A 19,072-nucleotide genomic window follows, 5' to 3' on the forward strand; every position below is an offset into this window, starting at 1 on the left:
TGCGCCCCTGCCCGGGCATGAGAGCGGGGGCCGGCGCCGCGGCACCGACCCCCGATCCCGCTCCTGCTAGGCGCGGCGCCGCTTGCCTCGGAGCGCCACCAGGAGCGCACCGAACCCGGCGATCAGCGCCGCCACCCCGCCGAGCACCGCGGGGGCGGCGTCGAACCCGGTGGAGGCCATCGCGCCCGATCGGTACGTGTAGGCCTTCGCGAGCGTCGCCGTGCCGCAGTCGGCGCTGCCGACCACGGTGACGTCGACGACGCCGGTTCCGGCCGGGGCGACGGCGACGATCGTGCGGTCGTCGACCACCCGGAACGAGCTCGCGGGCTTGGAGCCGAACTTCACGGCGGTCGCGCCGGTGAAGCACTGCCCACTGATCGTCACCTCGGTGCCGCCGGTCGACGGTCCGCCGGGCGGGGTCACCGTGTCGATGCCGGCCGGCGTGTAGGTGTACGTCAGCGGCTCGCTCGTGCCGCCGGCCGCGGTGACCGTCACCTCGACGGGACCGACGGCGTGCGGCGGGGTCACGAAGTCGACCCGGCTGTCGCTCACCTGGGTGAACGGCACCGACTCGCCGTCGAGCAGCAGCTCGGTCGCGCCGCCGAGGCCCGTTCCGGTCACCTGCACGGCCGTTCCGCCGCTCGCCGGGCCGCGGTCGGGCATGAGCGCGAGCGCGTTCACCGGCGGCAGGTAGCTGTAGCCGTCGGGCAGCGTGCCGGTGCCGCAGTCCCCGACGCCGACGACGCTCACGTCGACGACGCCGGTGCCGGCGGGCACCACGGCCGTGATCTCGGTGTCGCTCACCACGGTGAAGCTCGTGGCCGAGGTCCCGCCGAACCGCACGTCCGTCGCTCCGGTGAAGCAGGAGCCGGTGATCGTCACCTCGGTGCCGCCCGCCTCGGGCCCGGTCGGCGGGTCGACCTCGTCGACCGTCGTGACCGGGTTGTAGGTGAACGGCAGCGACTCGGAGCCGAGCGGGTTGGTCACCACGACCTCCACCAGCCCGGGGGCGTGCGGCGGGGTGACGAACGTCACCGTGCCGTCGTCCTCGATCGTGAACGGCACCGACTCGCCGTCGACCGTGACCCCGGTCGTGGAGTCGAGGCCCGCCCCCGAGATCGTCACCGTGGTCCCGCCGGTCTCCGGCCCGTGGTCGGGGCTGAGCGCGGCGAGGCCGAGCGGGGGGACGAAGGTGAACGTCATCGCTTCGCTCTCGCCGCCGGCCGTCGTGATCGTGACGTCGGCGGGCCCGGCGGCGTGCGCGGCCGTCGTGAAGGTCACCTCGGTCCCGCTCACCTGGGTGAAGGGCAGGGATGCCCCGTCGACGGCGACCTCGGTCGCCCCCGCGAGGTCGGTGCCCGTGATGGTCACGGGCGTGCCGCCGGTGGTCGGGCCGTGATCGGGCGCGAGCGAGGTGATCGCCGGCGCCGGGACGAAGGTGAACGGCATCCCGTCGCTCTCCCCGCCCGCCGTCGTGATCGTGACGTCCACCGTCCCGGCCGCGTGCGGCTCGGTCGTGAACGTCACCTCGGTGCCGCTCACCTGGGTGAAGTCCACGGACGTCCCGTCCACCGACACTTCGCTCGCCCCCGCGAGGTCCGTGCCGGTGATCGTGACGAGCGTGCCGCCCGCCGTCGGCCCCTCGTCCGGAGCCAGCGAGGTGATCGCGGGCGCCGGGACGAAGGTGAACGTCATCGGGGCGCTCTCACCGCCCGCGGTCGTGACGGTCACGTCCACCGGGCCGGCGGCGTGCGCCGCCGTGGTGAACGTCACCTGCGTGCCGCTCAGCTGGGTGAAGGCGAGCGAGGCGCCGTCGACCGAGACCTCGGTGGCGCCGGCGAGCGCGGTGCCCGTGATCGTCACGAGCGTGCCGCCCGCCGTCGGCCCCTCGTCCGGGGCCAGCGAGGTGATCGCCGGCGCCGGGACGAAGGTGAACGGCAGCGCGTTGCTCGGCCCGCCGGTGGTGGTGACGACGACGTTCACGGTGCCGGCCGCGTGCGGCTCGGTCGTGAAGGACACCTCGGTGCCGCTCACCTGCGAGAAGGGCAGCGACGCGCCGTCGACCGTCACCTCCGTGGTACCCGCGAGGTCCGTGCCCGTGATCGTCACCACCGTGCCGCCGGCCGTCGGCCCCTCGTCGGGGTCGAGCGCGGTGAGCACCGGCGCCGGCACGTACGTGAAGGGCATCGCGTTGCTCGCCCCGCCCGGCGTCGTCACGATCACGTCGACCTGGCCCGCGGCGTGCGCCGGGGTGAGGAAGGTGAGCTGCGTCCCGCTCACCTGGGTGAACGGCACCGAGGCCCCGTCCACCGTGAGCCCTGTCGCACCGGCGAGGTTCGTGCCGTCGACCGTGACGAGCGTGAGCCCCGACGTCGGCCCGGCGGAGGGCGTGAGCGAGGCGATCACGGGCACGTCGTAGTAGGTGAACGTGAGCGGGTTGCTGACGCCCGTCGGAGTCGTCACGACGACGTCGACCGGCCCGGCGGCGTGCGGCGGGGTCACGATCGTGATCTCGCTCGATGTGACGCCGGTGAACGCCACCGGCACCCCGTCGACCGTCACCTCACTGGCATCCCCGAGGTCACTGCCCGTGATCGTCACGGGCGTACCGCCCGCGGTCGGCCCGGCGTCCGGGTCGAGCTCGGTGAGGAGCGGCGCGGGCAGGTAGGTGAAGGTGAGCGGGCCGCTCGTGCCGCCCGGGGTCGTGACGGTCACGTCGACCGGTCCGGCCGCGTGCGGCGGCGTCGTGAAGCTCAGCTGCGTGCCGCTCACCTGGGTGAAGGGCACCGTCGCGCCGTCGACCGTGACCGCGGTCGCACCCGCGAGATCCGTGCCATCGATCGTGACCGGCGTGCCGCCGGAAGCCGGCCCCTCGTCCGGGGTCAGCGTCGTGATCACGGGCGCCGGGACGTAGGTAAACGTCATCGGGGCGCTCGTGCCGCCCGGCGTCGTGATCGTCACGTCGACCGGTCCCGCGGCGTGCGGCGCGGTCGTGAACGTCACCTGCGTGCCGCTCACCTGGGTGAAGGCGACGGATGCCCCGTCCACCGACACCTCACTGGCATCCCCGAGGTCGGTGCCCGTGATCGTGACGGGCGTGCCGCCGGCGGTCGGGCCCTGGTTCGGCGCGAGCGAGGTGATCGTCGGTGCCGGCACGTAGGTGAACGTCATCGGGGCGCTCGTGCCGCCCGGCGTCGTGATCGTCACGTCGACCGGTCCCGCGGCGTGCGGTGCGGTCGTGAACGTCACCTCGGTGCCGCTGACCTGGCTGAAGGCGACGGACGTCCCGTCCACCGAGACGTCAGTGGCGCCGCCGAGGTCGGTGCCCGTGATCGTCACGGGCGTACCGCCCGCGGTGGGGCCGGAATCCGGTGCGAGGGAGGTGATCTCCGGCGCCGGGATGAACGTGAACGGCAGTGCATTGCTCGTGCCGCCCGGCGTCGTGATCGTCACGTTCACCGGACCGGGCGCGTGCGCCGCGGTGGTGAACGTCACCTGGGTGCCGCTCAGCTGCGTGAAGGGCACGGATGCGCCGTCCACGGTGATCTGGCTGGCATCGGCGAGGTCGGTGCCCGTGATCGTCACGAGCGTGCCGCCGCCCTCTGGCCCCTGGTTCGGCGAGAGGGTCGTGATGACCGGCGGCAGGGCCGCGGCCAGCACGGTCGAGGAGGCGAGGTCGAGCTTGGCGAGATCCGAGTCCGCGACGTTCGGCAGCAGCGTGACGCTGAGCGCTCGCACGGTGAACGAGCCCGGCCCGAGGTCGCCGCCGGATTCGTTCAGCGGGGCCTCGGTGGGTTGTTCGTTGATGCGGATGACGACGAGGTTCGCGAGCAGCCCGTCGAGGGCGGGCTCGAGGAGCGTGAGCACCGCGTCGACGACCCCGTCGAGCGCCGTCGTGATCTCCCCGCTCGTGCTGGTGAGCAGCGTCTGGATCGGGGCGACGACCCCGGCGAGGATGGTCGGCACGATCGTGTTCGTCACGGTGGTGAGCACCGAGGCGAGCAGCGTGTTGATGTCGACGCCCGTGCAGATCCCGCCGACCTCGACGCCGAGGCAGGTGGGCACGCCCGGCAGCAGCTGCAGCTGGGACAGGTCGGCGGTGGCGGTGCCGTTCAGGAACTGCGTGAGCGTGCCGTTGATGATGATCGGCGCGTTCACGAGCTGCAGGCCGCCGAGGGCGGGCAGGGCGACGACGCTGAGCCCGACGTTGAGCGAGATCTGGGTCGATTCGAGCAGCGCGTCGAGGCCGCCGGTGAGGTGACCGACGAGCTTGCCGAGGGCCTGATTGACGCCGTCGGTGATCATCCCGATGACCTCGGGCGTGAGCACGCTGGTGTTCGGGGGCAGCCCGTTCAGATTCGGCCCGCCAGGGTTGACCAGTTCGGCGAGGTCGACCGAGATCGTGCCGTCGGTGAGGTTCACCGAGACGGCCCCGTCGTCGCTGTACAGGATCGCGTTGGGCCCGCCGAGGAGCTGGTCCACGAGCTGGCTCAGGTTCGGCGGCGTCACGGCGATCGTGGCGTCGCCGAGACTCACGTTCGCGACCCCGAGGAGCTGGATGTCGGCGATCGCGTCGACCACGCCTTGCACGGCACCGCCCGGCCCGGCGAGCGCTTCGAGGTCGCTGGTGAGCTCGGTGGTCGCGGTGTTCAGCGTGCCGCGCAGCTGGGTCGCGAGGCCCGCGACCGCGGGGCTCGACAGCTCGAGGCCGAGGTCGGTGACGCGGTAGTCGCTCGTGATGCCGATGCCGCCGTTCTTCGCGGCGCGGGTGGCGAGAGCCCCGACTTCCAGGGATGCCTCGTCGATGAGCTCGTCGGTGACGGCGGCGACGCCGAGCTGGTCGAGCAGATCGGTCAGGTTCACCGTCGCGTTGCCGAAGTCCGCGGGGTCGGCGTCCTCGGACACGGAGATCGTGCCGTCGTCGGCGACCGCGCCGCTCGCGGCGACGGAGTCGGTCGTGGAAGCGGTGCCGGCGTAGCTGTTGACGACCCCGATCTCGCCGAGGTTCAGCAGGCCGGGCCCCGTGCCGTCGGTCAGCAGCGGCACCTGCACGAGCCCGTTGCCGATGAGGTCGAGCTGCAGCCCCAGGGCTTGCAGCACCGCGAGATCGAACGGGTCGGCCTCACTCGGCGGGCCGCCCGGATCGGAGGCGTAGGCGTAGGCCAGGTCCGCCGCCTGCAGTTGCAGCAGATCGGCTCCCAGGAACTGGCCGAGGGCTTGGGACGGATCCTCCGGCGCGGCCTGCGCACCGAGTGCGCCACCGCCCCCGACGACGAGCAGGGCCACGGTGCCGGCGGCAAGTCCGCGCACCACCCCCGCCCGCCCAGATCTTGACGAGGCATCCCCCCGTCGAAGCTTCCCGAACCCGGACATGCGTGTACGCGGACGCGACATTTTCCCTCCCCCGTGGGCGAAGCCGTTCCCCTCGGCTTCGTCGCCTTCCGACCCAGCGTGTCGATCGCTGCGGTCGATGGCGCACACGCTGCCACAGGAGCTGAGTCGGATTCAAGACTTGTCTGAAAAATCCTCGGCATCCCCCCGAATTGGGGTGAGCATCGCTCATCTCCACGCGCGCGGGCGCCCTCGCGCGGGCGCGCGCACGCCTCCGCACGCGTCCACGCGCACCCCCGCGCGAGGCGTCCACCCCGGGACCGCGTGGCCTCCGAAAGGGGGACACCAGTCCGACTGGCGAAGGAGTACGTTTCGGCGCAAGGGAAACCGTCGCGAATGCGGCACATCGGGGGAAACATGCATCAGGACACTGTTGCGACCGCTCCGGCGGCGGCTCGGGCTGGGGGGCCCGAGCAGCCGCCGGACGGCGCGGACGGGGCGCGGGGGCGCCGGAAGATCATGGCGATACTGGCCGGAGGGCTGGTGCTCGGCGTCGGCGCGGCGATCACGCTCGCCGCGTGGACGGATCGGGAGTTCGCGAGCGGCGCCTTCGGCTCCGGAGCGTTCTCACTCGTCGGAAGTCCGGACGGGACCGCGTTCAGCGAACATCCGACCGCGCCCGGCGCGGCACTCACCTTCGCCGTCGGGGCCGACCGTCTGACGCCGAACGCGACGGTGTACCACCTGTTCTCGCTGAAGCTCGGCACGGGATCGAACTACGGCGCCGACCTCACACTCACCTCGAGCGGCACCGGGACCATCGCACCCAATGTCAGCTACGGCATCGTCGACGTCGGCTCGGGAACCGACTGCGACGCCACGGCGTTCGCGGCGGGCACCTCGGTCGTGCCGAACGCGACCCCGCCCACGCTGACGACGCCCGCCGCGATCGGCACGCTCGCCTCGCTGACCGAACAGCGCAACTACTGCATCGCGGTCACCGCGAGCAGCGCGCTCGGCCAGTCGCAGACGGGCTCGATCACGTGGGAGTTCCTCGGCACCTCAGCGGCCCCGATCCCGTAGGCCGATCGTGCCGCGGCACCGCAACCGGCGCGGGCCGCACGGCGTCGCCCGCCGTCGGCTCCTCGCCATCCTCGCCTCCGGGCTCGTGCTCGGCGTCGGCGCCACCGCGACCCTGGCCGCGTGGAACGACGCCGAGGTCGGCACCGGCGGGTTCAGCGCGAGCGTCTTCGTCTCCGAGGCGAAGGACACCGCGTCGTCGAGCTACGCCCAGACGAGCGACGCCGCGCCGGCGACGCTGACCTTCGCCGTCGCCGGGCTCTCGCCGTCGGCGACCGCGACCGCCGGGCTCGACGTCCGGACGACCGCCGCGACGACCGTCGACGGCCAGGCCGTGCTGACGGCGATCGCGGCCGGCGGCGCAGGCACGCTCACGGCGCAGCTCGACTACAAGGTCGCGGTACTGGCCGGCACCGGCACGGCGTGCAGCGACTCCACGATCTACACCGACGCCACCTTCACCGACACGACGGCGGCCGTGCCGGCCGGCAAGTCCGCGGCGATCACCAAGGCCGCGGGCAACGTCGTGCGGTTCTGCTTCCAGGTGCGGATGAAACCGACCGCACCGAGCACGATCCAGGGGCAGAGCGGCACATTGAAGTGGACGGTCACGGCCACCTCGAACCAGTGAATCGCAGACCTCGACGGGGGACGGGGGCAGGAATGACGGGGACGACGTGAGCGCCGGGCGGGTCGGGCGCGCGGCGGGCGATGCGGTGCTGTTCCTGCTCGCCGCGGCGGGGGCGGTCTGCATCGCCCTCGTGGTCGCCGCGCTCGCGTTCAACGTCACGATCATGCTCTTCGCGACCGGCTCGATGAGCCCGACGATTCCGGCCGGCTCGGCCGCGCTCGTCCGTGAGATCCCGGTCGCCGAGGTGCGGCTCGGCGACGTCGTCACCGTCGAGCGCGACGGCCGGCTGCCCGTCACGCACCGCGTCGTCGGCATCGACGCCTCGCCGAGCGGCGACGGCGAGCGGCGGGCGCTCACGCTGCGGGGCGACGCGAATCCGGTCGACGATCCATCGCCGTACGACGTCGCCACCGTGCGGATCGTGCTGTGGTCGGTGCCGGGCGTCGCGGGCGTCATCACGGCGCTCCAGCAGCCGGTCGCGCTCGGCGGGCTCACGCTCGGGCTCACCGCACTCGTGCTCTGGGCGTTCTGGCCGCGCGGCCCCCGGGCGCCCCGGCCACCGCGACGACGCACCGGCGCGCCAGGTTCCGAGGCTTCGGTCCCGCGTGCACGGATCGGGGCCCTCGGCGCCGTCGCCGCGCTCGCGGTCGCGTCCGCCACGGCGCTCGGCGGCGCGCCCGCGCAGGCGGCGCCGGTCGAGCGGGTGGTGCAGGGCGAGTTCCTTCGGCTCGCGATCATCGGCGATCCGCTCGCCCTCGCGCGGATCGCCCCCGGGCAGTCCGCCACGCTGCTCCTCGGCGCGTCCACGGTCGCGCGCGCCACCGGCACGATCGAGCTCCGGCTCGACGTCGCGGTGCCGCAGCCGACGCCCCTGCTGCTGCGGGTGCTCGCCTGCGACGGCGCCCCCGTCGACGGCAGCTGCGCGCCCGGCCGCGAGCTCGTGTCCGAGCGCCGGCTCGACGCCTCGTTCACCGGTCTCGCCCTCGGCGAGGTCCCGGGTCACCCGGGCGGCTGGCTTCGCTTCGACGTGCGGATGCCGGAGCAGGACGCCGTGGCGGGCGCCCGCGCCGAGTGGCGGGTGCAGGCGGACGGCTTCGGGGAGCTGCTCGATACCGGGAGCGACGGCGGGCCCGGAGCGGCGAGCCCGGGGAGCGGGCTGGCGGCGAGCGGGGCCGCGCCCGAGCTCCGGCTGCTGCTGGCGGCCGGGCTCCTCGCGCTCGGGGCGGCGCTCAGCCTCCTCGGCGCGCAGGCGCGTCGACGACGAGGGCGGCCGTCGTGACCCGGCTCGGCGCGGCGCGGTCCCGGGCGGCGGTGGGACTCGCCGCCGTGGCCGTGCTCGCGCTGCTGGCCTTCCCCGCGCGGCCGACCGAGGCCGCCTGGAGCGACGCCGAGGCCGGCATCGGCACCGTCACGGCGGCGACGATCCCGGCCCCGACGGCCCTCGCGACCGCCTGCACCTCCTCGAACGTGCTGGGCTCCGCGCGCATCTCGATCACCTGGCAGCTGCCCGCCGGATACGCGATCGGCGAGGCCGTCTACAAGGCCGGGACGAACCCCCTGCTGCTCGAGGTCGTGCTGCTCGGCAGCACGCTCACCACGACCGGACCGAGCGGCGGCTCGTACACGACGACGTACACGGGCGGCCTGCTGAACGCCGCCCTGGGCGGCACCGGCTACCTCTCGGTCTCGATGCAGCGCTCCGGTTGGACCTCCGCGCAGCGGCTCGTCACGGCGAGCCTGCCCGCGCTGATCGGCACGGGCACGTGCACGGTCACGTGAGGGCTCAGGCGTCGCCCGCCGCCGCTCGGGCGTTCGCCGCGCGCAGCCCGCCGAAGGCCCGCAGGTAGAGCGGGCTCGACGCGAGCACGAGGTAGAGCGCGGCGCAGCCCGCCATCGTGCCGACGACGCCCAGCTGCTCGGCGGCGAGTCCGCCGAGGAACGCGCCGAGCGGCATCGTCGCGGTGACGCCCGCCGTGGTGACGCCGAAGACGCGCGCCCGCATGCCGTCGGGGATCAGGCCGTACATCGCCGTGGCGATCATCGGGTTGATCGCGCCCGCGGCGAAGCCCGAGACGGCGAGCACGGGCAGGAGCACCGGCGCGGGGGCGCCGAGCGCCATCGCCGCATACGGCACGGTGCCGGCGAGCATGAAGCAGGCGGCGAACAGCGCTCGCCCCGACCAACGATGGCCGACCGCGGCGAACACCGTCGAGCCGAGGAGCGCGCCGCCCGCGAAGCAGCCCACCATGAAGCCGAGCAGCGCCGGATCGCCGAGCACCTCCGTCGCGTAGAGCGGCTTCAGCACCATCATCCCGGCCGCGTCGATCGCGTTCGTCAGCGTCACGAGCAGCACGATCGCGCGCAGCAGCGGCGACCGCACGACGAAGCGCAGACCGGCGACGAAGCCGCGGCTGCCGGTGCCGTCCTCCTCGGTGGCCGAACTCGCCTCGCCCGACTCCCCCGCCGCGCCGGCCCCCGCTCGCAGCCGCCGCGGCACGAACAGCAGCACGAGCGCCGCCGAGATCACGAACCCGGCGGCGTCGACGAGCAGCGCCGGCATCGGCCCGAGGAACGCGATGAGCGCACCGGCGGTGGCCGCGCCGAGCATCGTCGCCGTGCGCTGGACGGCAGATTGGATGCCGGCGGCGCGCGCGATCGGCATCCCGGCGAGGGCGGCGAGATCCGGCGTGAGCGCGGTCTTCGCGGTGTCGCCGGGCGGGTCGAGCAGCCCGCCGAGGAAGACGAGCGCGAGCATCACCCCGAATTCGAGGCCGACCGTCGCGTGGAGGATCGGCAGGGCGAGCACGGTGACGGCGCTCGCGAGATCGGCAACGATGCTCGACGCGCGGTAGCCGAAACGGTCGACGAGCACACCGCCGAATGCGCCGCCGATGACGAGCGGCACCGTGGCGAAGACGCCCACGACGCCGGCCGCGAGCGGAGAACCGGTCTGCTGCAGCGCGATGATCGGGATCGCGACGAGTGCGATCGCGTTGCCGCCGAGCGAGAAGAGCGCGGCCGCGAAGGTCGCGAAGAGCGGGGCTCGTCGCCTCCGCGAGGGCGCGTCGACCACCGCATCGAGCGCGGCCGGGTCCGGCCCGCTCACGGCTCGCTCCGCACGAAGGTGTGGGTGATGATGCGCACGGGCCGGGTTCCGTCGCGGCGCTCGCGACCGCGGCGGAACCAGCGGTCGCGCACGGCGGCGAGCTCCGCCGAGAGCTCGGCGAGCTCCGGCGCGGTGAGGTGGGCGGCGGCGTCGGCCGACTCGGATGCCTCGACCCAATCCGTCTCGAGCCCCGGCTCGGCCGCGAGCGCGTCGAGCAGCTCCCGGTGATAGCCGTCGAGCACCTGGCGACGGAACTCGTCGAGGCCGGCCCGCGTCGCCGGGTCGTCGCGGAAGGCGAGCGGGTTCCAGCTGGTGTAGTCGTGGGCGGCGCGCCACCACCGCTCCCGGCGGTCGCGGGCGAGTTCCGGCGCCTCCTCGACGAAGCCGTGCTTGGCGAGGGTCTGCAGGTGGTAGCTCACCGAGCCCGGCGCCTCGCCGAGACGCTCGGCCAGCGCGCCCACGGTCGCGGGGCCGTCGAGTCGCAGCATCCCGAGCACCTGCATGCGCACGGGGTTCGCGAGCGCCCGCATTCGGCCGAGGTCGCGCAGTTCGATGCGGCTCGGTTCGCGGCCCGCGCTCTCATCACTCATATCGGCAGCCTAGTTCCACAAGAAGTGTTGCGCAATGGTTCTTGTGGAACTCGGGACGCAAACGCGGAACCGGCTGGACCGGCGCGGAACCGGCTGGACCGGCGCGGGACCAGCGCAGGCTCAGCCGATGCGGCCTGGCGCGACCACCTCGGCCGTCTGCCTGGCGATCTCGAGCTCCTCGTTCGTCGGCACCACGAGCACCTCGACGCGGGAATCGTCGGCAGAGATGCGACGTGCACCGCGCCCCGCAGCCCGGTTGCGGCCGGGATCGACGATGACGCCGAAGCCCTCGAGCCCCGCGAGGCACCACTCCCGCACGAGTGCGGCGTTCTCGCCGACCCCGGCGGTGAAGACGATCGCGTCGACCCGGCCGAGCTGGGCGGCGTACGCCCCGACGTAGGAACGCACCCGGTGCGCGTAGACCTCGAGCGCGAGCGCCGCCGCCTGCTCGCCGCCCTCGGCCGCGGCGACGAGGTCGCGCATGTCGGCGTGCCCGCCGAGGCCGAGCACCCCGCTGCGCTGGTTCAGCAGCTCGTCGACCTCGGCCACCGAGTAGCCGGCGCGCCGCTGCAGGTGCAGCAGCACCGCCGGATCGAGGTCGCCCGAGCGCGTGCCCATGACGAGCCCCTCCAGCGGCGTCATCCCCATGCTCGTCTCGACCGAGCGTCCGCCCGAGACGGCGCAGGCCGAGGCCCCGTTGCCGAGATGCAGCACGATGGTGCGCAGCTCCTCGAGCGGCCGGCCGAGGAACTCGGCGGTCGCGCGCGAGACGAAGCGGTGCGAGGTGCCGTGGAAGCCGTAGCGGCGGATGCGGTACTTGGCCGCCACCTCGCGGTCGATCGCGTAGCTGTAGGCGGCCGGCGGCATGGTCTGGTGGAACGCGGTATCGAACACCGCGACGTGCGGCACGTCCGGGAAGGCCCGCTGCGCCGCCTCGATGCCTGCGAGGTTCGCCGGGTTGTGCAGCGGCGCGAGCGACGACAGCTCGTCGATGTTGATCTTCACGAGCTCGGTGATGACGGTCGGCTCGAAGAAGCGCGCCCCGCCCTGCACCACACGGTGCCCGATCGCGACGGGCGGGAACTCCTCGAGCGACGGCCCGTGCGCGGCGAAGCCCTCGAGCATCACCGCGAAGGCCGCGAAGTGGTCCGGCACCTCGAACGCACCGTCCCAGTTCGAGCCGTGGCTCGTGTTCTCCGGGCCCCCGTGCCGGTGCTGGGCGTGTCCGACGCCGGCCCCGATGCGCTCCACGATGCCGCTCGCGAGCGTCTCCGAGCGGGCGACGTCGATGAGCTGGTACTTGAAGGAGGACGAACCGGAGTTGCAGACGAGCACGACGCTCATCGCACGTCGCCCTCGGCCGCCTGGATCGCGGTGATCGCCACGGTGTTCACGATGTCCTGCACCGTGGCGCCGCGGGAGAGGTCGTTGACCGGCTTGTTGAGCCCCTGCAGCACCGGGCCGATCGCGACGGCGCCGGCCGAGCGCTGCACCGCCTTGTAGGTGTTGTTGCCGGTGTTGAGGTCGGGGAACACGAAGACCGTGGCCCGCCCGGCCACCTCCGATTCGGGCAGCTTGGTGCGCGCGACCGCCGCATCGACCGCCGCGTCGTACTGGATGGGCCCCTCCACGGCGAGCGCGGGCTCCCGCAACCGCACGAGTTCGGTGGCCTTGCGCACCTTGTCGACGTCGGCGCCTTCGCCCGAGCCGCCTGTCGAGTACGAGAGCATCGCCACCCGCGGCTCGATGCCGAACTGCTCGGCCGTGCGCGCCGAGGAGATCGCGATGTCGGCGAGCTGGGCCGCCGTCGGATCGGGCACGATGGCGCAGTCGCCGTAGACGAGCACCCGGTCGGCGAGCGCCATCAGGAACACGCTCGACACGATGTCGACGTTCGGCCGCGTCTTCACGATCTCGAAGGACGGCCGGATGGTGTGCGCCGTCGTGTGCGCCGCGCCGGACACCATGCCGTCGGCCATGCCGAGCTCGACCATCATCGTGCCGAAGTACGAGACGTCCTGCACCCGCTCCCGCGCCTGCTCGAGCGTGACGCCCTTGTGCGCGCGACGGCGCTGGTACTCCTCCGCGAAGCGGGTGACGTAGACGAAGTCGTGGTTCGAGAGCACCGCCGCCCGGGAGATGTCGAGGCCGAGCCCGATCGCCCGCGAGCGGATCTCGATCTCCTCGCCGAGGATCGTGAGCTCCGCGACCTCGCGCGCGAGGAGGGTCGCGGCGGCGCGGAGGATGCGGTCGTCGTAGCCCTCGGGCAGCACGATGTGCTTCTTCGCCCGGCGAGCCCGTTCGAGCAGCCCGTACTCGAACATGAGCGGGGTGACGACGTCGGTGCGGGCGACGTCGAGGAGCTCGAGCAGGGCTTCGGCGTCGATGTGCTTCTCGAACAGCGCGAGCGCGGTGTCGCGCTTGCGCTGCGACTCGGCGGCGAGGCGGCCGCGGGTGCGCGTGATCGCGAGGGCCGTCTCGTAGCTCGACATCGGCGTGCGGATGATGGGCAGGCCGGCCTTCAGGCCCTGCACGAGGCGTTCGACCTGTTCCGAGAGCGGGAAGCCGCCGTTCAGCACGATGCCGGAGATCGACGGGAACGCCTGGCTGGAGTGCGCGGTGAGCACGCCGAGCAGTACCTCGCTGCGGTCGCCCGGCACGATCACGACCGCGCCCTCGGTGAGCCAGTTGAGCACATTCTCCATCGACATCGCGGCGATGACGACGCCGAGCGCCTCGCGGTCGAGCAGGTCGGGATCGCCGACGTAGAGCTCGCCGCCGACCGCCTCCATCACGGTGCGCATCGAGGGCGCGACGAGGTAGCGGTCCTCGGGGATCGCCCAGACCGCGGTCGGCGCCTCGCCGGCGACGGATGCCGCGGGCCGGCCGTGCCGACCCGGACCGCGCTGCACGGCGGTGCGCACCTCGGCGACGATGGCGTCGAGCTCGCCGGGGTCGGCGCGGTTCACGACGATGCCGAGGAGGCTCGCGTGCTCCCGCTCGAGCTCCTCGACCGCGAGCTCGGCGAGCTGCGCGAGCTCGGGCGCCGTGCGCGCCTCATCGCCCACGGCGTGGTCGGCGTGCCCGATGCGGTCGGCGCCCTGGAGCCCGGCGCGGCCGCCGAGCACGAGCAGCACCGGCGCGCCGAGATTCGCGGCGATGCGGGCGTTGAAGGCGAGCTCCGTCGGGCTCGCGACGTCGGTGTAGTCGGAGCCGAGGATGACGACGGTGTCGCAGCGCGCCTCGATGGCCTTGAAGCGCTGCACGATCGTCGCGAGCGCGCCGTCGGGGTCGGCGTGGACGTCGTCGTAGCCGACGCCGATCGCGTCTTCGTACGCGAGGTCGACGACGCCGTCGTGGCCGAGCAGCAGCTCGAGCACGTAGTCGCGTTCCGCGGTCGAACGCGCGACCGGACGGAACACGCCGACCCGGGTCGCCCGGTGGATGAGTGTGTCGAGGGTCCCGAGCGCGACGGTCGACTTGCCCGTGTTCCCCTCGGCGGAGCAGATGTAGATGCTGTGCGCCACGAACCCAGCCTATTGCGCGAGGCTGAGAGCCCGCGTTCATCGGGAGCCGTTCGCTCGGGTAGACTGTCCGAGGCTCCTCACGTGGCGCCATCCAGGCCAACTCCCCCAGGGCGGAAACGCAGCAAGGGTAACCGGGCTCTGGCGGGTGCGTGAGGGGTCTTTGGAGGATTCGCCTAGTGGCCTATGGCGCACGCTTGGAAAGCGTGTTGGGTGAAAGCCCTCGGGGGTTCGAATCCCCCATCCTCCGCCAGCACCACCGAACGCCCGCCCCGACCGGCGGGCGTTCGTGCATTGGTGACGCACGCACCACCGGGAAGCCCGAATCCCCCATCCTCCGCCAGCACCACCGAACGCCCGCCCCGACCGGCGGGCGTTCGTGCATTGGTGCAGGATGCAGCCGCACCTCCCGCGCCTAGGCTGGTCGCGAACGAACGGAGGGCTCCGATGACCGATTCCACCGTCGACGAGGTGCTCGCCGAACTGGCGGTACTCGAGGATCCGCGCATGCGCGAGGTGAACGCCCGGCACGGCGACGACCACGGCGTGAACCTCACGAAGCTCCGCGGCGTGGCCAAGCGCCTGAAGTCCGACCACGAGCTCGCGCTCCGACTCTGGGCCACCGGCGACACCGCCGCCCGCCTGGTCGCCATCCTGATCTCGAAGCCACGCGCCTTCACGCCGGCCGAACTCGACGAGATGCTGCGCGAGGCCCGGGCGGCGAAGGTGCACGACTGGCTCGTGAACTACGTCGTGAAGAAGGGGCCGCACGCCGAGGAGCTGCGGAAGGCCTGGCTCGCCGACGCCGACCCGATCGTGGCGAGCGCGGGCTGGGCGCTCACCTCCGACGCCGTGGCGAAGCGGCCAGAGGTGCTCGACCTTCCCGCCCTCCTCGACACGATCGAGGCGGAGATGCGGGATGCCCCGGACCGCCTGCAGTGGGAGATGAACACCTGCCTCGCCACGATCGGCATCCGCCGCCCCGAGCTGCGGGCGCGGGCGCTCGACATCGGCGAACGCCTCGAGGTGCTGAAGGACTACCCCACCCCGCCGAACTGCACCTCGCCCTACGCGCCGATCTGGATCGGCGAGATGGTGCGCCGGGAGCAGCAGGCGGGCTGAGCGCGCCGCGCGGCTCAGCCCTCGGCGCCCGCGGCGTAGGCCGCGAGGAACTCCTCGCTCGGCGGGATCGGCTGGATGACGTCGAGCAGCACGCCGTCCGGGGCGGCGACGATGAAGTGCCGCTGGCCGAATTCCTCGTCGCGGAGCGCGAGCACCGGTTCGAGGCCGCGTTCCCCCACGAGCCGGGCGTGCACGGCGTCCACGTCGTCGACCTCCAGATTCAGCAGCACCCCGGCGGCGGCCGCGCCGAAGCCGGCGGGGATCGTCTCGTGCGTGCGGTCGAGCACCGCGAGCTCCCACGCACCGAGCCGGAGGCTCACGTACCAGTCGCTCTCGAACGTCACCTCGAAGCCGAGTTCCTCCCGGTAGAAGCGGGCGGCGGCGACGACGTCGTCGCTCATCAGCACCGGATAGCAGCTCGTGACGGTCATGGCGCACTCCTTTACGTACACTAAGAATGTTTAACTCCAGTTTTACATACACAACGTACGTAAGGGAAGCCCCATGCCTCGCGCCTCCGCCGAAGACGCCGCCCGCACGGCCCGCTCGATCGTCGAGACCGCGACCGTGCTGTTCGCCGAGTCCGGCTTCGCCGCCGTCGCCCTCGAGGACGTCGCCGCCGCCGCCGGCGTCACGCGCGGCGCCGTCTACCACCACTACGGCAGCAAGCGCGGGCTCTTCACCGCGGTGGTCGCGCGCCTGCAGGAGCGGGTCGCCTCCGCCGTCGTCGCGTCCGCCGATCAGGCGGGACCGGATGCCGCAGCGCAATTGCGTGCGGGCTGCCTCGCCTTCCTCGATGCCGTGACCGATGCCGCAGCGGTGCGCACGCTGCTGGTCGACGCGCCCGCCGTGATCGGCTGGGCCGAATGGCGCCGGCTCGACGCCGAGCATTCGGTCGTGCACCTTCGCGATGCGCTCGCGGCGGCCGGCATCACGGGTTCACTGCTGGACCCACTCACTGCGATGCTGTCGGGGGCGATGAACGACGCGGTCCTGTGGCTGGCGGAGCATCCCGCCAACGCCGCCGCCCGAGCTGCCGCGCGTCGGAGCCTCGATCTCCTCGTCGACGCGGCGATCGCGCAGGCGAACGCCGGCGACCGCTGACGGCGACTCGGGCGAGGCTCAGTCGAGCAGGCCGGCGGCTCGGAAGGCGCGCTGGTAGATCTCCTGAATCACCTCGGCCTTGCGGGCGTTGTACTGCATGATCGTCTCCCCCGCCTCCGTCGCGGCCAGCGCCGCCCTGAACTTCACCTCGGCGTAGCGAGCGCGGTCCTCGGCGTCGCCGCGCAACCAGTCGCGGAAGATCCGGTGCTTGTACAGCTCGGGGCTCGTGGGGCCGAAGACGTGCAGGTTCGCGCGCGGCGAGTCCAGGGACAGGCAGCGATGGCCGTGCCACCACGGCTCCCGCACCGTGAGCTCGAACCCGGCGGCCTCGAGCTGCGGCAGCCACGCCTCCTCGCGGTCGGGGTCGGCGACGGTGAGGTCGAAGTCGATGACGGGCTTCGCCGGCAACCCCGGCACCGAGGTGGAGCCGACATGATCGAGCTGGATCGCCCGCGCGCCGAGCGCCCGGCGGATGCGCGCGTCGAGCTCCGCCGCGACCGCCGGCCAGCGCTCGTCGTATGCGACGACCTCGACGGGCGCGACGCGCTGCGGCCGTACGAACGGGGACCGCCCCTCGGGAGCCGGCGGCTCCGTGAAGTCGACGATCTGCTGCGGCGTGGGCACCCGGGCTCCTCTGTTCGGCGAAACGGCGGAGCCACCACCTTACGCTGGACCCGTGACCAGCTACGTCTTCTCGAACGCCACCGACCGCCTCGATCGCGAGCTCGTGCACCGCTGGCTCAGCGAGCTCTCCTACTGGGCGAAGGGCCGCAGCCGGGAGAAGCAGGACGCCGCGATCGACGCATCGCGCAACTACGGCGTCTACGACGAGGCGGACGGCACGCAGCTCGCCTACGCCCGAGTCGTGACGGACGGCGCGACCTTCGCCTGGCTCTGCGACGTCTTCGTCAGCCCGGAGGCCCGGGGCACCGGGATCGGCAAGCTCCTCATGTCGGGGGTGGTCGCCGACCTCGATGCGCTCGGCCTCCGGCGCACGCTGCTCGCGACCGCCGACGCGCACGGCCTCTACGAGCAGTACGGCTTCACCGGCCTCGCCGAGCCGCAGAAGTACATGGTGCGCGGCGCCGCCTGAACGCATCGGGCGATCCGACGCGGTTCAGGTGCTCCGACGCGCGGTTCAGGCGATTCGGCGAAGCGACGAGTCATCCACGCCCCCGCCGCCTCGGGGCATCCAGCTCTCCGGCGACTCGGCGATGTCCCACAGCACGCCGGCGATGATCGCGAGCCCCTCCTGCAGGACAGGGAGCAGCGCGTGCTCGTCCGGCGCGTGCTGCGCGGAGTCCGGGTACGAGTGCGGGATCCAGAGCGTCGGCAGGCCGAGGGTCTCGGCGAACACGGCGTTCGGGATGGTGCCGCCGATGTTCGGCAGTACCGCGGGGGTGCGCCCGGTGGTCCGCGCGACGGACTCCACGACGGTGCGCACGACGGGTGCGTCGGGCGAAAGGCGGGAGGCCGGAACGTCGCTGCCCGCGAGGATCTTGACGTCCGCGAGCCCGAGCTCGTCGAGCCTCGCCCGCATGGCCTGGAACGCGCGCCCGACGTCGGTGCCGGTGACGTAGCGGAGATGCAGATGCGCCCACGCCGCTCCTGGGATCGAGCTCACAGGCGCCGCGGGCTGGCCGGCGTCCAACGCGATCACCTCGAGCGTATTCCAGGCGAACACCCGCTCGTCCGGCGTCAATCCGGGTGCGCCCCAGCCCGGATCGGCGAGCGCCTGGCTCGGCGGCAGCGCGGCGATCGCCTCGCGCACGGCGGCGGGGATCTCCCCCGCGGGCAGCAGTTCCGGCACCTGGATGACGCCGCGCCCGTCGACGAGGGCGGAGATGGCCGCCGCGATCATCGTCGCGGGATTCCGCAGCCGCCCGCCCCAGTTGCCGGAGTGCGCGTCCTCTTCGCGCAGGTCGCACTCGAGCACGAACGCCGCGCAGCCGCGCGAGCCGAGGAAGACCGTCGGGTCCGTGCGCGTATAGCGCGGCCCGTCGGATCCGATGAACAGGTCCGCCGCCAGCAACTCGCGGTTCGCGGCCACCGTCTCCTCGAGCCCGATGGAACCGGTCTCCTCCCCCGATTCGAGCAGGACCGTCACGTTGTACCCGAGCACGGGTCGGCTCCGCAGCACCGAGCGCAGGGCGAGGAGGTTCACCGTGTGCTGGCCCTTGTTGTCGGCGGTGCCGCGCCCGTAGAGCCGCTCACCGGCGCGGGTCAGCTCCCACGGGTGCAGCCCCTCGCTCCAATTGGCCTCGTGGGCGAACTGCACGTCGGAGTGCCCGTACAGCAGCAGCGTCGGCAACGACTCGTCCTCGATCCTGCGAGCGACGAAGAGCGGATGGTCCGCGGAGACCACGTTCTCGAGCACCATCGCGACGAAGCCCAGCTCGGTGAGTTCGGGGCCCACGTCCTCGAGGAAGTACCGCTGCTGGGCGGCCCGGTTGCCCGGCGCCTGACTCTGCGTCCGGTGGGCGATGCGGCGCTTCAGGATGTGCTCGAGCTCGCCGCTCTCGATGCTGTGCTGCGCATCGGCCACGGCCTGCGCTCGCGTGCTCTGCATGGTTGGCTCCGTTTC

Annotated in this window: 15 protein-coding genes, 1 tRNA gene and 1 other RNA gene; 9 read left to right on the forward strand and 8 right to left on the reverse strand. The window is 72.8% G+C overall.

Annotation, left to right across the window (positions count from 1 at the left end):
• Positions 1–66 precede the first annotated feature (66 nt).
• Positions 67–5,313, reverse strand: coding sequence for an IPT/TIG domain-containing protein (locus tag ACFWE1_RS03650; protein WP_376932173.1), 5,247 nt, complete (start codon positions 5,311–5,313; stop codon positions 67–69).
• A gap of 537 nt (positions 5,314–5,850) precedes the next feature.
• Here ACFWE1_RS03650 and ACFWE1_RS03655 point away from each other — a divergent pair.
• From ACFWE1_RS03655 to ACFWE1_RS03670, 4 genes are read left to right on the forward strand one after another with little or no spacing between them, the layout of a single operon-like run.
• Complete coding sequence (locus tag ACFWE1_RS03655; RefSeq protein ID WP_376932174.1) at positions 5,851–6,414, forward strand: SipW-dependent-type signal peptide-containing protein; 564 nt, start codon at positions 5,851–5,853, stop codon at positions 6,412–6,414.
• Positions 6,415–6,421: 7 nt separating this feature from the next.
• Positions 6,422–7,042: a SipW-dependent-type signal peptide-containing protein gene (locus tag ACFWE1_RS03660; RefSeq protein WP_376932175.1), complete on the forward strand. Its 621-nt coding sequence runs from the start codon at positions 6,422–6,424 to the stop codon at positions 7,040–7,042.
• 46 nt (positions 7,043–7,088) lie between these two features.
• Positions 7,089–8,321: a signal peptidase I gene (locus ACFWE1_RS03665; protein ID WP_376932176.1), complete on the forward strand. Its 1,233-nt coding sequence runs from the start codon at positions 7,089–7,091 to the stop codon at positions 8,319–8,321.
• A complete protein-coding gene (locus ACFWE1_RS03670) occupies positions 8,318–8,821 on the forward strand; it encodes a hypothetical protein (RefSeq protein WP_376932177.1) in 504 nt (167 codons plus the stop codon). Before ACFWE1_RS03665 ends, ACFWE1_RS03670 begins: the two co-directional genes overlap by 4 nt.
• Positions 8,822–8,825: 4 nt before the next feature.
• On the opposite strand, the gene ACFWE1_RS03675 is transcribed toward ACFWE1_RS03670, so the two are convergent.
• The 4 genes from ACFWE1_RS03675 to pta form a co-directional block, all read right to left on the reverse strand.
• Positions 8,826–10,148 carry an MFS transporter gene (locus ACFWE1_RS03675; RefSeq protein ID WP_376932178.1) on the reverse strand — a complete coding sequence of 441 codons (1,323 nt, stop codon included), beginning with the start codon at positions 10,146–10,148 and terminating at the stop codon, positions 8,826–8,828.
• Positions 10,145–10,738 carry an ArsR/SmtB family transcription factor gene (locus ACFWE1_RS03680; RefSeq protein ID WP_376932179.1) on the reverse strand — a complete coding sequence of 198 codons (594 nt, stop codon included), beginning with the start codon at positions 10,736–10,738 and terminating at the stop codon, positions 10,145–10,147. Before ACFWE1_RS03680 ends, ACFWE1_RS03675 begins: the two co-directional genes overlap by 4 nt.
• Before the next feature lie 120 nt (positions 10,739–10,858).
• A complete protein-coding gene (locus ACFWE1_RS03685) occupies positions 10,859–12,082 on the reverse strand; it encodes an acetate/propionate family kinase (protein WP_376932180.1) in 1,224 nt (407 codons plus the stop codon).
• Complete coding sequence (gene pta / locus ACFWE1_RS03690) at positions 12,079–14,265, reverse strand: phosphate acetyltransferase (protein ID WP_376932181.1); 2,187 nt, start codon at positions 14,263–14,265, stop codon at positions 12,079–12,081. The genes ACFWE1_RS03685 and pta overlap by 4 nt, the downstream gene beginning before the upstream one ends.
• Before the next feature lie 68 nt (positions 14,266–14,333).
• Between pta and ffs the strand changes: the two genes are divergently transcribed.
• The 3 genes from ffs (at position 14,334) to ACFWE1_RS03705 (ending at position 15,384) form a co-directional block, all read left to right on the forward strand.
• Positions 14,334–14,430: signal recognition particle sRNA small type (gene ffs, locus ACFWE1_RS03695), an RNA gene on the forward strand.
• Positions 14,428–14,515, forward strand: a tRNA-Ser gene (locus tag ACFWE1_RS03700). Before ffs ends, ACFWE1_RS03700 begins: the two co-directional genes overlap by 3 nt.
• A 194-nt stretch (positions 14,516–14,709) precedes the next feature.
• On the forward strand, positions 14,710–15,384 hold the full coding sequence (locus ACFWE1_RS03705) for a DNA alkylation repair protein (RefSeq protein WP_376932182.1): 675 nt from the start codon (positions 14,710–14,712) through the stop codon (positions 15,382–15,384).
• A gap of 14 nt (positions 15,385–15,398) precedes the next feature.
• On the opposite strand, the gene ACFWE1_RS03710 is transcribed toward ACFWE1_RS03705, so the two are convergent.
• On the reverse strand, positions 15,399–15,815 hold the full coding sequence (locus tag ACFWE1_RS03710) for a VOC family protein (protein ID WP_376932183.1): 417 nt from the start codon (positions 15,813–15,815) through the stop codon (positions 15,399–15,401).
• A gap of 73 nt (positions 15,816–15,888) precedes the next feature.
• On the opposite strand from ACFWE1_RS03710, the gene ACFWE1_RS03715 reads away from it, so the two are divergent.
• A complete protein-coding gene (locus ACFWE1_RS03715; protein ID WP_376932184.1) occupies positions 15,889–16,488 on the forward strand; it encodes a TetR family transcriptional regulator in 600 nt (199 codons plus the stop codon).
• A gap of 18 nt (positions 16,489–16,506) precedes the next feature.
• Here ACFWE1_RS03715 and ACFWE1_RS03720 read toward each other — a convergent pair whose 3' ends face one another.
• Positions 16,507–17,112 carry a GrpB family protein gene (locus ACFWE1_RS03720; protein ID WP_376932185.1) on the reverse strand — a complete coding sequence of 202 codons (606 nt, stop codon included), beginning with the start codon at positions 17,110–17,112 and terminating at the stop codon, positions 16,507–16,509.
• A 52-nt stretch (positions 17,113–17,164) separates the two neighbouring features.
• On the opposite strand from ACFWE1_RS03720, the gene ACFWE1_RS03725 reads away from it, so the two are divergent.
• Positions 17,165–17,581, forward strand: coding sequence for a GNAT family N-acetyltransferase (locus ACFWE1_RS03725; protein ID WP_376932186.1), 417 nt, complete (start codon positions 17,165–17,167; stop codon positions 17,579–17,581).
• A 45-nt stretch (positions 17,582–17,626) separates the two neighbouring features.
• Here ACFWE1_RS03725 and ACFWE1_RS03730 read toward each other — a convergent pair whose 3' ends face one another.
• A complete protein-coding gene (locus tag ACFWE1_RS03730) occupies positions 17,627–19,057 on the reverse strand; it encodes a M20/M25/M40 family metallo-hydrolase (protein ID WP_376932187.1) in 1,431 nt (476 codons plus the stop codon).
• Positions 19,058–19,072 lie beyond the last annotated feature (15 nt).

Source organism: Agromyces sp. NPDC060279, assembly GCF_042726785.1.
Taxonomy (GTDB): domain Bacteria; phylum Actinomycetota; class Actinomycetes; order Actinomycetales; family Microbacteriaceae; genus Agromyces.

Bases quoted from the DNA above. Each gene is read 5' to 3' on its own strand.
- ACFWE1_RS03655 (WP_376932174.1), top strand. From the start codon at position 5,851: ATGGCGATACTGGCCGGAGGGCTGGTGCTCGGCGTCGGCGCGGCGATC.
- ACFWE1_RS03710 (WP_376932183.1), bottom strand. From the start codon at position 15,815: ATGACCGTCACGAGCTGCTATCCGGTGCTGATGAGCGACGACGTCGTC.
- ACFWE1_RS03730 (WP_376932187.1), bottom strand. From the start codon at position 19,057: ATGCAGAGCACGCGAGCGCAGGCCGTGGCCGATGCGCAGCACAGCATC.
- ACFWE1_RS03680 (WP_376932179.1), bottom strand. From the start codon at position 10,738: ATGAGTGATGAGAGCGCGGGCCGCGAACCGAGCCGCATCGAACTGCGC.
- ACFWE1_RS03705 (WP_376932182.1), top strand. From the start codon at position 14,710: ATGACCGATTCCACCGTCGACGAGGTGCTCGCCGAACTGGCGGTACTC.
- ACFWE1_RS03685 (WP_376932180.1), bottom strand. From the start codon at position 12,082: ATGAGCGTCGTGCTCGTCTGCAACTCCGGTTCGTCCTCCTTCAAGTAC.
- ACFWE1_RS03715 (WP_376932184.1), top strand. From the start codon at position 15,889: ATGCCTCGCGCCTCCGCCGAAGACGCCGCCCGCACGGCCCGCTCGATC.